At 57.7% G+C, this 15,217-nt stretch carries 9 protein-coding genes and 2 tRNA genes; 8 read left to right on the plus strand and 3 right to left on the minus strand.

Annotated elements, in window-relative coordinates; translation table 11 throughout:
* The first annotated feature begins 66 nt into the window (after positions 1–66).
* Together H2O65_RS05475 and acnA are read left to right on the plus strand one after the other, a co-directional pair.
* The gene (locus tag H2O65_RS05475) at positions 67–1,386 is read left to right on the plus strand and encodes a class I SAM-dependent RNA methyltransferase (RefSeq protein WP_182140753.1); all 1,320 of its coding nucleotides are present in this window, start codon (positions 67–69) and stop codon (positions 1,384–1,386) included.
* 51 nt (positions 1,387–1,437) lie between these two features.
* Positions 1,438–4,266 (plus strand): aconitate hydratase AcnA, encoded by a 2,829-nt coding sequence (acnA, locus tag H2O65_RS05480; protein WP_182140754.1) that lies wholly within the window; start codon positions 1,438–1,440, stop codon positions 4,264–4,266.
* 95 nt (positions 4,267–4,361) lie between these two features.
* Here the strand turns inward: acnA and H2O65_RS05485 are convergent, their stop codons facing one another.
* The gene (locus H2O65_RS05485) at positions 4,362–6,368 is read right to left on the minus strand and encodes a S9 family peptidase (protein WP_182140755.1); all 2,007 of its coding nucleotides are present in this window, start codon (positions 6,366–6,368) and stop codon (positions 4,362–4,364) included.
* A 106-nt stretch (positions 6,369–6,474) separates the two neighbouring features.
* On the opposite strand from H2O65_RS05485, the gene dxs reads away from it, so the two are divergent.
* The 3 genes from dxs (at position 6,475) to pflA (ending at position 11,801) form a co-directional block, all read left to right on the plus strand.
* On the plus strand, positions 6,475–8,460 hold the full coding sequence (gene dxs / locus H2O65_RS05490; RefSeq protein ID WP_182142680.1) for a 1-deoxy-D-xylulose-5-phosphate synthase: 1,986 nt from the start codon (positions 6,475–6,477) through the stop codon (positions 8,458–8,460).
* Positions 8,461–8,586: 126 nt separating this feature from the next.
* Complete coding sequence (pflB, locus tag H2O65_RS05495) at positions 8,587–10,848, plus strand: formate C-acetyltransferase (protein WP_182140756.1); 2,262 nt, start codon at positions 8,587–8,589, stop codon at positions 10,846–10,848.
* Positions 10,849–10,916: 68 nt separating this feature from the next.
* Entirely contained in the window at positions 10,917–11,801 is an 885-nt protein-coding gene (gene pflA / locus H2O65_RS05500) for a pyruvate formate-lyase-activating protein (protein WP_182140757.1), read from the plus strand.
* Between the two features lie 9 nt (positions 11,802–11,810).
* On the opposite strand, the gene H2O65_RS05505 is transcribed toward pflA, so the two are convergent.
* Positions 11,811–13,124 carry an HRDC domain-containing protein gene (locus H2O65_RS05505; RefSeq protein ID WP_182140758.1) on the minus strand — a complete coding sequence of 438 codons (1,314 nt, stop codon included), beginning with the start codon at positions 13,122–13,124 and terminating at the stop codon, positions 11,811–11,813.
* A complete protein-coding gene (locus H2O65_RS05510; RefSeq protein WP_182140759.1) occupies positions 13,117–13,680 on the minus strand; it encodes a DUF3000 family protein in 564 nt (187 codons plus the stop codon). The genes H2O65_RS05505 and H2O65_RS05510 overlap by 8 nt, the downstream gene beginning before the upstream one ends.
* Before the next feature lie 93 nt (positions 13,681–13,773).
* Here H2O65_RS05510 and H2O65_RS05515 point away from each other — a divergent pair, with 93 nt between their 5' ends.
* From H2O65_RS05515 to H2O65_RS05525, 3 genes are all read left to right on the plus strand, one after another.
* A complete protein-coding gene (locus H2O65_RS05515) occupies positions 13,774–14,823 on the plus strand; it encodes a GNAT family N-acetyltransferase (RefSeq protein WP_182140760.1) in 1,050 nt (349 codons plus the stop codon).
* 74 nt (positions 14,824–14,897) lie between these two features.
* Positions 14,898–14,970 (plus strand) — tRNA-Gly (locus H2O65_RS05520).
* 1 nt (position 14,971) lies between these two features.
* Positions 14,972–15,043: transfer RNA gene (locus H2O65_RS05525), tRNA-Val, on the plus strand.
* The last annotated feature ends 174 nt before the right edge of the window (positions 15,044–15,217 follow it).

Genomic DNA, 15,217 nt, shown 5'->3' on the forward strand with positions numbered 1-15,217 from the left:
AACTGTACGCTTGGGTTCGCAAGGTAACGTTCACGATCGCAACACCTACAGACAAAGGATGAGGACATGGCTTCTGCCAGAACAGCGTACGAGCAGGTCACACTGGGGAAACCTGTCCACGGAGGAGCGTGTCTGTCGCACGCGGCCGATGGAAGGACGCTTTTTGTGCGGGGTGGGTTGCCAGGCGAGGTGGTGAAGGTCCGCTTGTCATCAGAACATAAGAGATTTGCCTGGGCAGATGTTGTGGAGGTGATTGAACCGTCGCGTCACCGGGTCCCTCACATCTGGCCCGAGGCCGCTGGTGGTGGTGTCGGCGGTGTTGAACTTGGACACGTGGAGCCCTCCTACCAGCGGGACTGGAAGGGCCAGGTTCTGACTGAGCAGCTACAACGTATCGGAGGTGAGAAGGTCGTAGAGCAGGTGCTTGATGTAACCGGAGCGCAAGAGGGTGAGGTCCTAGTTCCTGTTCGCCCAACGCCGGGTGATTCTACCGATGAGATGCTCCTTGGACGTCGCACGCGTCTACAGCTTGTCGTCAACGCGCAGGGTAAGCCGGGGATGCGCAAGTACCGTTCTCATTCCGTGGTTCCATTGAGGTCCCTACCGATCGCCTCTGAAGAGATTGCAAGCCTGAATGTCTTGACCGACCCCGCGTGGAAGAAGCGTTGGGTGCCGGGAGAGCGAATTGCGGTAGAGGCTCCCAACGGTTCCCTCCCCGTAGTGGTGACTTCTGCCGGTACGTTCTCTGACCCTCAGACGCCCGGACCTGAGGTATCACAGTGGGAAGTCGACACCCGCTACGGGACACACGTGTTCCCAGTTCGTCCCGGCGCGTTCTGGCAGACCCACCGCGAGGCACCCAGCGTGCTTGTTGAAGCGGTTATTGAGGCAATGGATATTGCGCCAAGTGACATTGTCGTGGAGCTCTACGCGGGGTCAGGACTGTTCTCCCGTTTTATTGCTGACAGACTGCCAGACGGAGAGCTGCTGACGCTGGAAGGTAACTCCGATGCTGTGGACAGTGCCGGCTCAACCCTAGGCGACGCGGTTGAGGCCGGTCGAGCACAGGTATTTCAGGGCACCGTAGATCGTAAGGGTGTGGAGGAACTGATTGCAGAGGCGCGCGGGGCGGTAACTACGGTTCTGGCCGACCCTCCCCGCACGGGGGCTGAGAAGGCGGTTGTCAAAGCCATCTGCGCATCTCCAGCTAAGCGTGTCGTCCTCGTCTCGTGTGACCCGGCCTCGGGAGCGAGGGACCTAGCCGACTTCGTCGAGGGCGGATTCGTTATAGAGTCAATAAGTGCTTGGGATCTATTCCCGCACACGCATCATTTTGAGATGGTCACCGCCCTCGTACGTCCCGGATCCCGCCCCCGGAGGTCGTAGGCGCGAGGTGTGCGATATGTTGGAACATAACCACTACCAAAGGAGGTCCCAGTGGCAGGTTTGGACTCGTTCAATGCAAGTGCAACATTGACCGTAGATGGTAAGGAATACCGCTACTTTCGTCTTGACTCGGTTCCGGGTGTGGAACGTCTTCCATACTCCCTGAAAGTACTGGCGGAAAACCTATTACGCAACGAAGACGGTGAGAATATAACGGCCGAACACGTGCGCTCAATTGCCGCGTGGGATCCGCAGGCGCAGCCGGAGAATGAGATTCAGTTCACGCCTGCGCGAGTCGTTCTTCAGGACTTCACCGGAGTTCCGTGTGTGGTGGACCTTGCGGTCATGCGTGAGGCTTACAAGACGATGGGTGGGAACCCTGAGAAGATTAACCCGCAGGTGCCCGCCGAACTGGTTATTGACCACTCTGTTCAGATTGATGTCTTCGGATCCTCGATGGCATTGCAGCGCAACGTTGAAAGAGAGTACGAGCGGAACGGTGAGCGCTACCAGTTCCTCAAATGGGGACAGCAAGCTTTCTCCGACTTCAAAGTCGTTCCACCGGGCACCGGCATTGTGCACCAGGTTAACCTCGAGTACTTGTCGCGGGGAATCTTCACTCGAGATGAAGATGGCGTAACTGTTGCATACCCGGATACCTGTGTTGGCACTGACTCTCACACAACGATGGTGAACGGGATGGGCGTCCTCGGATGGGGTGTTGGTGGCATTGAAGCCGAGGCTGCAATGCTTGGTCAGCCTATATCGATGCTTATCCCGCGCGTTGTCGGCTTCAAACTGACCGGTGCGATTCCGGCTGGGGCAACTGCCACAGACGTGGTTCTGACAATCACCGAAATGCTGCGCCGTCATGGTGTGGTAGGTAAGTTTGTGGAGTTCTACGGCGAGGGCGTCGGGGAAGTACCGCTGGCGAACCGCGCAACTATCGGAAACATGTCTCCCGAGTTTGGGTCGACTGCGGCAATGTTCCCGATCGACCAGGTCACCCTCGACTACCTCTACCTAACGGGGCGCTCAGAGGACCAGGTTGCGCTCGTTGAGGCCTATGCTAAAGCCCAGGGGCTGTGGCATAACCCAGAGGATGAGGTCGAGTACTCAGAATACTTGGAGCTGGATCTGTCGACTGTTGTTCCGTCGATTGCCGGCCCCAAGCGGCCCCAGGACCGGATTCCCCTTGATGAGGCCAAGGAGGCCTTCCGGGGAGTTCTGCCTTCGTATGTCTCCGCTTCTCCGCAGGTAAAGGAAAGCCAGCTGGACAGGGCACTTGAGGGAACATTCCCCGCTTCAGATCCCATCGAGTTCGACGACAGCAGCGACAAAAATGGGACGAAGCCAGCGGAAGTCGAAGAGGCCGACATCCGCCCGCATCGGCGTGTTGATGTGACCCTTGAGAACGGGACCACAGTTGAGCTCGATCACGGAAAAGTCGTGATTGCTTCGATCACCTCCTGTACGAACACCTCTAACCCCTCGGTCATGCTCGCGGCCGGCCTCTTGGCGCGCAACGCAAACAAGTTGGGGCTTCGGGTCAAGCCGTGGGTGAAGACATCGCTTGCCCCAGGCTCACAGGTTGTTACGAACTACTTTGAGCGGGCCGGGCTGTGGCCGGACTTGGAAGCCTTGGAGTTCTACCTGGTTGGGTATGGTTGCACAACGTGTATTGGGAACTCGGGGCCACTGCCTGAAGAGGTATCGGTCGCCGTCAACCAACATGACCTCTCGGTCGCATCTGTGCTATCTGGGAACCGCAACTTTGAAGGGCGCATTAACCCGGACGTCAAGATGAACTACCTGGCATCCCCGCCTCTTGTCATTGCGTACGCGTTGGCTGGGACAGTTGACTTCGATTTCGAGGACGATCCACTTGGGCAGGATCCCGACGGAAATGACGTCTACCTGCGCGATATTTGGCCTTCACCTGAGGAGGTGCAGGCAACGATTGATTCCAGTATTGACCGGGAGATGTTCCTGGAGGATTACGCGGACGTTTTCGCGGGTGATGAGCACTGGCGTTCACTCGATGCTCCTGATGGTGCAACGTTCAAATGGGAAGATGACTCGACCTATGTGAGGCGTGCTCCATTCTTTGAGGACATGCCAACAATGCCGCAGCCGCTCCACGATATCGTTGGCGCCCGGGTTCTCTTGGAACTTGGGGATTCAGTCACCACCGACCACATTTCTCCGGCTGGTTCCTTCAAGGCTGATTCTCCCGCGGGGCGTTACCTGCTGGACCATGGTGTTGCCGTCCGCGACTTCAACTCCTATGGTTCCCGCCGTGGTAACCACGAAGTGATGATGCGGGGAACATTCGCAAATATTCGTATTCGCAATGAAATGATTCCCGGGGTCGAGGGCGGATTCACCAAGGACTTCACCAAGCCGGATCAGCCAGTCACCGCTGTCTACGATGCGGCACAGAGCTACATCGCCGAGGGGATTCCCCTAGTCGTTCTCGCGGGGAAAGAGTATGGCTCCGGGTCCTCCCGAGACTGGGCGGCCAAGGGAGTCGCGCTACTTGGAGTGAAGGCAGTTATCACCGAGTCGTTCGAACGTATTCACCGTTCCAACCTGATCGGCATGGGTGTGCTTCCGCTCGAGTTCCCAGAGGGTGAAGACCGCAATACGTTGGGGTTGAACGGTTCTGAGGTCTTTGACATCGTCGGCTTGGAAGAGTTCAACCAGGGAAGGACGCCCAAGACTGTCCGGGTGACGGCCATACGCGAGGACGGTGAGCGCATTGAGTTTGATGCACGCGTCAGGGTTGATACCCCAGCCGAACGTGACTACCTGCGTAATGGCGGAATCTTGCAGTATGTCCTGCGTGGTTTGAAGGCAAAGGAAGACGCAACCATCTAGCATCTAGGGTCTGCATGCTCAAGGAGCGGGCGGGGGTCGAACTTCAAAGGTTCGACCCCCACTTGTTGGGTTCTAGCCCTGCTCCGTAGCGGATACTAGTCTGAAATCGGGACCTCGACCTCGGATGTTGTCCCGAAGCCCCATACTTCGCCGTAGAAGGCAAGCTCTGTGTCCCAGGCCAGTTTTATCGAACGGTCGTGCAGAATCCTGTGTCCCTCTTCTGGGAACACCTCCAAAGCAACGGGCTTGCCCATGGAGCGAAGTTCTTCCGCGGCCTTGCGGACAGTCCCGACGGGAGTAAGAGGGTCCTTGCCACCGTGCATGAACAGCACCGGAGCAGAGATCTCCTCAAGGTGTTCCAACGGGTTAACACGGGACCAGGCCGGATCGTCAAGTTCGTACGAACCCACCAGTCGACCCGGGTAGTTCCTTTCAAACTTGTGCGCATTACGCGCAAGATCGCGAAGGTCACCCGCACCCGCGAAGACAACGCCTGCGGAGAACAGATCCGACTTCTCCAGGGCACTGAGGACAGTGACGGACCCAAATGACTCCCCGCGGATTCCCACCCGCTGAGGGTCCACAAGGCCCTCATTGATGAGATGACGGACCCCATCAAGGCAGTCAGTCACGTCCACTTCGCCCCAGTGACCGGAGAGAGCTTGGCGATAGTCACGCCCAAAACCTGTTGCACCGCGTGGGTTTGGCTTCAGCACCGCGAAGCCGCGGCTGGTCCAGAACTGCGCTGAAAAGTCCATTCCCGGATGTGCTGCCATCGTCGGCATTGGGTTAACCGAGACGAGCAGTGGGGGACGCTCCCCATCTGGAGCCTCAAAGTCCTCACTACGTGGGAGGTAGAGAAGGCCATGCCCGGCGGTGCCGTCCTGATTCTTCCAAATGATATTTGCGGCTTGAGAAATGTAGCCGGGTGCAACCTCCATCTCCGAGGAGGGTCTGACTAAGACGGGCTCACGATCGCGGACCTCAACGATTGAATCTGGCTCAATCGCAGAATCGCCCAGGAAGACAACACGGCCAGCATCTGCAGCAACATTGCCGACGGGCCACCATCCTAAAGGCCATTCTTCAAGCAATCCGTTATCAAGCTGGATCGTCCCCAGGTGTTTTTCCCCGTCCTTGGACCACGTGCAAACCAGGTGGTTGTGATCAAGGTTGTCGTAGGTGTGAGAACCAAGTTGCCAGTGAGGCTGCGAGAATGCCTGGTCAGAGGGGTGGAGGGCGCGCGTCCTCAAACGGGTCTCCCACGCATCCGTTGGTTCACCAACTCGGCTCTCAAAACCTTCGGTGCGGTAAAAGTTCGCCCACCCCGTAGAGTCGTCTGCGTGGATGAGGTCTCCATCCAAGGTCCAACGCGGCTCATAGACACAGACATCCTTATGATCGACGAGAACGACATCGGAAAGATAGTCACCAGTCGGGCTCAGTGCACCCACATGAAGCTGTGATTGGGTCCACGGCATTTCCGGGTGGTTCCAAGTGATCCACACGAGCTTTTCACCATCATGGGAAAGTCCGGGAGCCGCGACAAAATCTGTTCCACTGAAGATGGTGCGAATCAGTTCGGGTTGTCGAGCTGCCGAGCCATCGAGCGGGATGGAAACAAGGGAGAGTTCAGGCTCCTGCCCCTGCTCCAAACCTCGCCGGTCTTCCCTAACCGCATAAACCAGTCCCCGTGCGAGGTCGATCTCAAAATCGCCGTAGGCGCACTTGGAAAGTGGCGTCAGGGGCACAAGCGCACGTTTGCGATCGCTGACTCGGAACGCATAGACACGATTATCATTGCCATCCGAAATAACCAGCTCGCCGTCACGTACCGCATACCCACGGCCTCCGCGTCCATTCACTGACGTGGCCACCGTGACAAGGCGTGCTCCTTCCAGCAGCGGAAGCACTTCCATTGTTTGTCCGAGGGCGTCCCGGCGCAACAGTACGGATCTACCCTCCCGTTGTGGGTTGTCCTCAACCCAATAGATGTCCGGACCGTCCACCCTTAGCTGGGTGATGTTCACGGTTCGTTCAGTGAAGGACTCCGGTGTAATCGGGGAATCCCATGTTCCGTAGCCGGCGGTTTCCTTAGACATGCGTCCTCGTCTTCATGATCGGCGTCGATAGGTTGCCCAGATGTACTGGACCTTGTGTTGCATTCTACTCGTGACTCCGCTTCGGTAGACTGCGTGAATGATCCAGATGACTCCGAATGGTGACCGCGACGAGTTACGGCGGTACCCGCTGCTGTCGCGCATTAGCTCTCCCGGTGATCTTTCCACGCTCACTTCAGCCGAGTTGGTTGGACTTGCACAGGAAATCCGTGCCTATCTGATTGCCTCTGTGGCCAAAACCGGAGGACATCTGGGACCAAACTTAGGAATCGTAGAGGTCGCGCTAGCTGTTCACCGCATCTTCGAATCCCCTCGGGACACAATCATCTGGGACACCGGCCATCAGGCTTACGTGCACAAGATGCTGACTGGGCGTAAGGACTTTTCAAACTTGCGGCGCGAAGGAGGTCTGTCAGGCTATCCGAGCCGGGCGGAATCCGTGCATGATGTCGTTGAAAACTCCCATGCCACGACAGCCCTGTCGTGGGCCAACGGGGTCGCCCTTGAGAAGAAACGTATGCACATACCCGGTGCGACGGTTGCCGTCATCGGTGACGGTGCTCTGACCGGTGGGATGGCATGGGAGGCCGTCAATAACATCGCCCAGGGCCCCAAGTGTCCCATCGTGATCGTCATCAACGACAATGGGCGTTCCTACGCGCCGACAGTGGGTGGCTTGGCGCAGATCCTCGATGCTCTGCGCACGTCGGAGGGATACGAGGAGACGTTAAAGCGTGGTAAATCAACCCTCCTGGGACTCGGCAGGGTGGGGCACCACGCGTATGACGCCCTCCACGGACTCAAAGCGGGACTGAAGGATGTACTTGTACCCCAAAGCGTCTTCCAGGACTCAGGTATCAAGTACATCGGACCGGTTGATGGCCACGACGAGGTCGCGATGGAGTTGGCCCTAGAACGAGCAAAATCCTTCGGTGAACCTGTCATCGTTCATGCGATCACAGAGAAGGGGCGTGGCTATACCCCTGCGGAAGAGGACATCGCTGACCGTTTTCACGCGGTCGGTGAGATTCACCCGGAGACAGGACTACCTGTTGCCCCAGCCCAATTTGGCTGGACCAAAGTCTTTGCTGAGCACCTGCTGAGCCTGGCGGAAAGGGACCCGAAGATCGTGGGAGTGACAGCCGCGATGATGGCGCCAGTGGGTCTGCAGCCACTGGCCACCAGGTTCCCCAACAGAGTCATCGACGTTGGAATCGCAGAGCAGCACGGTTTTACCGCAGCAGCCGGCATGGCTTTTGAAGGCGCCCATCCAGTGGTGTGTGTTTACGCCACATTCATGAACAGGGCTTTTGACCAGCTGCTCCTGGACGTATCGCTCCACAGCGAGCCTGTCACTATTGTCTTGGACCGGGCTGGTGTCACCGGAGATGATGGGGCATCGCATAACGGCATGTGGGACCTCTCCCTCGCGGCAATGGTGCCCAACCTTAAGGTCGCAGCACCCCGGGATGCCAGCACCCTTCGCGAGGAGCTTTCGGAGGCTGTTCAAACGCAGTCCGGGCCAACTCTAGTGAGATTCCCCAAAGGCGAGCCGCCCGGGGATATCACCGCGTTGAGGAGTTTCGATGGGAGTGACGTCGTCTTTGAGCGCTCCGCCCTCGACATCCCGGAGTCGCAGGCTGGGCCATCCGTCCTGATCATCTCGGTCGGTTCCATGGTCCCCACAGCAATCGCTGCTGCAAAACGCCTGGTCCAACAAGGACACCCCGTAACTGTTGTTGATCCGCGCTGGGTGCTACCAGTGCGCGCAAGCCTGGTTGAGGCCGCCAAGCAGTTCGACGTGGTGGTTTCGGTTGAGGACGGGCTCGAGGTCGGGGGAGTGGGAAGTGAGCTGGGTCGGCTCTGTGCCACAGCCGGAGCGCCGCCGGTTCAGATTCTGGGGATCCCAAGAGTGTTCCTCGCGCACAAGACGCGAGCTGCCATTCTCCAGGAAGTCGGCCTAGATGAGGCCGGAATCGTTCGTGCAGCAACGCGGGGTGCGCAGCGCGTCACAGTGACCAAGAGCTCCGAGCAGAAACTGGGTGTCAGAGTCGACAGTTCCCGCGGAATATAGCGTAATTCTCCACCTCTGTGATGCTTTGCATGGGGGGGCTTCAGGGACTTTCGAGGCAGACCGACCTAAGCTTGGTGTCATGGCGGGAGACCCTCGCCGAGTGTCAAAATCCAGGAGCAAAGCAGCATGGTAACGACCATCGAATCCACCTCAACCGCTACCCAGGAAGCCTGGCGGGGGTTCACGCCGGGTTTGTGGCAAGACTTTATCGACGTGCGCGGCTTCGTTCAGCTTAACTACACGCCGTTTGAAGGGGATGCTTCGTTCCTTGCCGGACCGACACAGCGTACCGAACGTGTGTGGGAGACGCTGTCGGGCATGTTCCCTGAGGAGCGTGAAAAGGGCGTCTACGATATCGACACGAAGACTCCCGGTCGTATTGACGGACACGCCGCAGGATACATTAGCGACGATGACAATGTGGTTGTCGGCCTTCAGACTGACGCCCCCCTCAAGCGTGCCATGATCCCCAATGGCGGATGGCGCATGGTTGAGAAGTCGCTGCAGACTTACGGCTACGAAGTTGACCCCTTCGTGAAGGAAATCTTCACTCACTACCGCAAGACTCACAATGCGGGTGTCTTTGATGTTTACCCTGACTCGGTGCGTAAGGCACGCTCATCGCACATCGTCACGGGTCTTCCTGACGCTTACGGCCGAGGCCGGATCATTGGTGACTACCGCCGCGTCGCACTCTACGGTGTTGACCGTCTGATCCAGGGCAAGAAGGTTGACAAGGCTGACCTGAATGCACGGTTCTCAGAAGAGGGCGTCATTCAGCAACGTGAAGAGATTGCGGAGCAGATTCGCGCCCTTGAAGAGCTTAAGCGAATGGCTCAGTCCTACGGTTTTGACATCTCGGGCCCTGCGAAGAACGCAAAGGAAGCAGTGCAGTGGCTCTACTTCGCGTACCTGGGTGCAGTCAAAGAGCAGAATGGCGCAGCAATGTCGCTGGGACGCACCTCTACTTTCCTGGACGCCTACTTTGAGCGTGACCTCGCTGAGGGCACGTTGACTGAAACTAAGGCGCAAGAAATTATTGATGACTTCGTCATCAAGCTGCGCATCGTGCGTTTCCTCCGTACCCCCGAGTACGACGCTCTCTTCTCCGGAGACCCCACTTGGGTTACAGAGACGATCGGTGGCACCGGCGACGACGGACGCACACTGGTCACCAAGAACTCGTTCCGGATGCTGCAGACCCTCAACAACTTGGGTCCGGCACCGGAGCCAAACCTCACGGTTCTCTGGTCAGAGAAGCTGCCTGAAGGCTTCAAAGAGTTCTGCGCGAAGACCTCAATCGAGACTTCCGCGATTCAATACGAATCGGACTCCCTGGTGCGCGAGTCGTGGGGCGATGACGCTGGGATTGCCTGCTGTGTTTCTGCCATGGAGATCGGCAAGCAAATGCAGTTCTTTGGCGCGCGCGTCAACTTGGCGAAGGCCCTCCTCTACGCCATCAATGGTGGCAAGGATGAGATCACGGGTGTTCAGGTTGCCCCGCCCTCGGACGCTGTTTCCGGGGACGTGCTGGTGTACGAGGACGTCTTGGAGAAGTTTGACGGACTCATGAACTGGCTTGCCCGCACCTACGTGGACGCCCTCAACTGCATCCACTACATGCATGACAAGTACGCTTACGAGCGTATCGAGATGGCGCTGCACGACACTGAGATCCTTCGCACCATGGCCTGCGGTATCGCCGGACTTTCTGTGGCTGCCGACTCACTGTCCGCCATCAAGTACGCCAAGGTTTCACCAGTACGCGATGACAACGGCATCGTTGTTGACTACGTGATTGAGGGTGACTACCCCCATTTCGGCAATGATGATGACCGGGTCGATGAGATTGCCGTTCACCTGGTTGAGTCGTTCATGAACAAGATTCGTCAATTCCCAACCTACCGTGGAGCAACACACACCCAGTCGGTCCTGACCATCACATCGAATGTTGTCTACGGCAAGAACACGGGCAACACACCTGATGGCCGCCGCGCTGGCGAGCCGTTTGCTCCAGGTGCAAACCCAATGAATGGCCGCGATACCCACGGCATGTTGGCTTCAGCGCTTTCCGTCGCGAAACTTCCCTACGACGCGTCCCAGGATGGTATTTCGCTTACCAACACGGTCGTTCCTGCAGGATTGGGCCGCACTGAGGGCGAACAGGTGCAAAACCTGGTGGGTCTGCTGGACTCCTACATGGGCGAGGGCGGCTACCACATGAATGTCAACGTGCTCAACCGTGACACTTTGGAAGATGCCATGGAACACCCGGAGAACTACCCGCAGCTAACCGTGCGTGTCTCGGGCTATGCGGTCAACTTTGTTCGCCTCACACGTGAACAACAGCTGGACATTATCAGCCGAACATTCCACGATCACATGTGATGTGACTTCTTGGGCCCGGCATGATCTGTCGGGCCCAAGCTTTCTCCACTTTCCGAAAGGCTTGAGAAATGTCTGCCGTGCAGCGTGCGTCTGATGGTGTGTCTGGAGAGTACGCGCCCGCGCCCGCTGATCACCCGTTCTTACGCCGCTCCGGGGGTGGGCTGGACGGCCTCGACCCACTAGGTGATGTGGAACGCCGCGAGCAAGCGGCGATGATCCACGCCGGTCGACTCCTGTCTGTTCACTCCTGGGAGTTGGTCACCGCGGTAGATGGCCCGGGAACAAGGATGACTACGTTCCTGTCAGGTTGTCCGCTTTCATGCCTGTACTGCCATAATCCGGACACTATGGACATGCGCAGGGGGACACTGGTTCCAACTGACGAGTTGTGCCAGCGCATCTACAGGTATCGGCGGATATTTGCCCGCACAGGAGGTGGCATCACGATCTCTGGTGGGGAACCTCTTATGCAACCTCGCGGGGTCTCTGAGATCCTCCAGTTTGCCCGCGACAACGACATCCATACAGCCATCGACACTTCGGGTTTCCTTGGAGTGCGTTGCAGCGATGCGATGATGCGAAACCTCAACCTGGTCTTACTCGATATCAAGTCGGGTGTCCCTGAGGTCTACAAGAGGACAACGAATCAGGAACTTGGGCCAACCCTGGAGTTTGCACAGCGCCTCGGTGTTGCACAGGTGCCGGTGTGGGTGCGGTTCGTCCTCGTTCCCGGACTTACCGATGACCGTGACAACATCGAGAGAGTCGCGGAAATCGCGTCATCGATTCCCTCACTTGAGCGCGTTGAGGTACTCCCGTTCCACCAGATGGGGCGCGACAAGTGGGAGGCTCTGGGGTTTGACTACAAGCTGGAAGAGACAAAACCTCCCACGGCTGAGGCGACCGAGCAGGCCCGGGACATTTTCAGGCGACGAGGGATAGCCACATACTGACACGTGCTGCTAACGGAGGGACGCGATAGTGTCTGCGGTAATTGCTCGGGAAAGATTATCTATCTGCCACGCGCGTGCGCCTGCACTCTGAAGTGCCTCATCCAAATCACCGGCAAGGGGTCGCCATGCCACCTCTCGTTGGACGCGTGGTTCGAGGACGACCTCCGGCTGGATTCCCAGTGGAGCAGCCGCACGACTAGCAAGTGCTCGCATGGTTTGCAGTCTTTCCCACGCAACAGGATCCAGTCTCTTCCACATGGACGCTGCAGGTACATGTTTCGGGTCATGGGGTGTCTTCGGATCCGGTAGCGCGCCCTCAGGAAGTGCGTGGGCCCGTGCCACGGCACTCCACCATGTATCGGTGTGCTTGCGCGCCCTCGTCCGGCGGAATTCTGGGATTGATGTCAGCGCGCCTTTGGAACGTGGATCAGCGAGCGCTGCCGCAATTATCCCGTTGGTTGCTAGAAGGCGACCGGGCGCGACATCGAGTTCCCGCCCAAGCTCTTCGCGCACGGTCCACAGTTCGCGCGCGACAGCCAAGCCAAGTGGTGTGCGGACTTTCCCAAGTCCCCTCAGGTCCCGCCACGACGGATCCCGGGGTATCAGCGGATGGGTCAACTCGTGGACAAACTCCTGCTCCGCCCACTCCATACGCCCGGCATCCTCAAGCCGTAGGGACATCTGTGTCCGAAGTTGGGCCAGCAGTTCCACATCGAGTGCCGCATAGCGGAGCCAGTCAATGGGAAGTGGGCGAAGCGACCAGTCTTCATTTTGGTGACTCTTCTCCAAGGTGATGCCGAGGACGTGCTCGGTTACCGCACCTAAGGAGAAACGTTCGAAACCGAGCAGACGTGCTGCGATTTCTGTGTCAAAAATCGATGCTGGGGCTAGTCCCAGCATCTGCATGCATGCCAAATCTTGATCTGCTGCGTGAAGAATCCATGGGCCGGTCATAGTGGGCGCCAACATAGACAAATCGGGTAGCACACGCGAGTCAATCAGGAAAGATCCGACCTCGTCCTTACGCAGCTGAACCAGGTATGCCCCACCTCCATAGCGGTAACCCTGTGCACGTTCTGTGTCGACGGCAACCGGCTGATTGTCCCTCCCAAGGCGGTGCGCAGCATCTTCAAGCGCTGTGGGTGAGTCAATTAGGTCGGGAACACCTTCAGCGGGTGAGCGAAGAAGTCGAAGATCAGGGTCAGCAGCTGTGGAAGGAGTATTTTCCTTAGACTCGACTGTGAGAGGTACCCCCTGCGGTCGTGGCCCCCTCACAGGTGACGTTGGGCTTATGGGTTCGCGAAAGAGTGGTGCTTCAGCCAATGCGGTGTCCTAAGCGGGTCACTCCGTGTGGGAGCACCCCTGAGTTTGAGCGCAGTGCTTCAGCCCAACCGGACAGGTCTGCGCTTAGGTCATTTGATGTCGGTGTCCATGAGCAGCGCAGGTCTGCATTCAAAGTCGAACCTTGAAGTTCAAGGCCCCCAAAGGTTTGAGAGATTTCTCTGGTCACTGTGCCGACGCAGGCCAGAGGCGTGGAACCCGCATCAGTCAAGGACTGAAGAAGCGTCGCCCAAATTACTTCGCCTAGGAGCGGGTCTGTACTCTGATCGTCGTCAACGCTCATCCTCGCTTGACCTACAAGGCGAATCTGTCCACCCCAAACTTCCTCTTGTTCAGGATCACAGAGGATGACTAGGGTTGCTTTCGCAACTGGCTGCTCGCCGTTTCTCTCTTGTGTCTCAATCTCAATTGCAGCAGACCATGCGGCGAGCCTCGTGGGAGCGGGGACTTCGTGAACAACCAGACTCGGGTCAATCCAGGCATCACGTAGGCTGCCAAGTGCAGAAATGAAATCCTGCGGAGGAGCGGATCGAGTCACGCAGATAACTCTACGGAGCGCGGTCGAAAATGTACGGAACCACGCCGTATTGAGTAAGGTCAACTGCTGTAGCGTTGTAGAAGAGGAGGACAAATGACACTTTCACAGGTTGCTATAAGTCCCATTGCTGCCCAAGAAATGAGGACACGCGCGGTTACTGCGCACGTCAACGTGCCAATTGAGCAGACATGGGTCTGGGCGGAGTTCGAAGAGACATTTCCTGATCGACACCTAGTTGGCTTCTTTTCGGTCGAGGTCGATGGGATCCCCGCCGCAATCTTCAGCCTGACCCGCTACCGCTATCACGGCTTTGACTTCCTCTGGTGTAAGCACGGTCCAGTCTGGCTGGTAGACCAGTCAGAAGAGCTGGAGAATGCGACTGTCGAGGCGATGATCAAGTGGATCAAGAAGGCCGCTAAGGGCACTGCCTTCTTACGGCTGCATCTACGCTTTCCCGGACCTAGCGCGCATCCCCCCATGCAAATCACAACATATGACCGTACCGTCTTTGTGAGTTTGAAGGACAATGCAGATGATTTGATGTTGGGATTCAAGAAGCGAGCCAGGACAAAGGTTCGCGGCGCAATAAAGAAGACTCCTGTGGACTGCGCTGATGAGACGGAGCTGGCGCTCGAAGACTTTACGCAGTACTACGAGATTATGGCGGAGACAGCGGCGAGGCAGGGATTCACGCCTTGGTCCAAGTCTGTTTACCAGAACATGCTGCGCACGCTCAAGCGCGACCATGGGCGGCTGTACGCGGGTCGCGTGGACGGGAGAGTCGTGGGGTTCGCAATCTTCACCCTGTCGGGCACCGAGGCCGTCTACTACTATGCCGCCGCCAACGCTGAGGGTCGTGAACACGAGGCTTCCATCCAAGTGCTCTATGCGGCACTCGTCGATCTCGGGGCGGAAGGTTACAAGACAATGGACCTGATGGGCGTGGGTTCCGACCTCGCCCCTTCACTGAATGCTCTGACTGCATTCAAATCGGGCTTCGCACAGGAAATCAGCGAAGTAGCTCCCGCCTATGACATCCCAGTGAACCGAACCGCCTACCGGACGCTTGAAGTATTGAAAGATGGAAAGACCAAGCTCAACACGCTGAAGAGTCGGATTTCCCAACGTGAAAAAGCTGACTAGGTGCCAGTTTGGATGGTGCGTCCAGCGCTGATAGAGTTACATCTGCTCGTCCGGCATAACGTCGGAAAAGCACTGCGGACATAGCTCAGCTGGTAGAGCATCACCTTGCCAAGGTGAGGGTCGCGGGTTCGAATCCCGTTGTCCGCTCGGGCCGTTGGCGCAGCGGTAGCGCGCTTCCCTGACACGGAAGAGGTCACTGGTTCGATCCCAGTACGGCCCACTCAGAAATGGTGGTACACGCAAGCGGGGAGTCATAGCGACTCCCCGTATTTGTTTTGCAATGCCATACGCGGCGGCATCGAGCTTTCACCTATGTCAGTAACCTCGCCACATTGTAGGCTGTGGTGGTATTGAACACAGTTGCATAGGATGGTGATCTACGTGCGAAGCGACC

Origin of the sequence: Schaalia sp. JY-X169 (assembly GCF_014069575.1) — a bacterium.
GTDB lineage: Bacteria > Actinomycetota > Actinomycetes > Actinomycetales > Actinomycetaceae > Scrofimicrobium.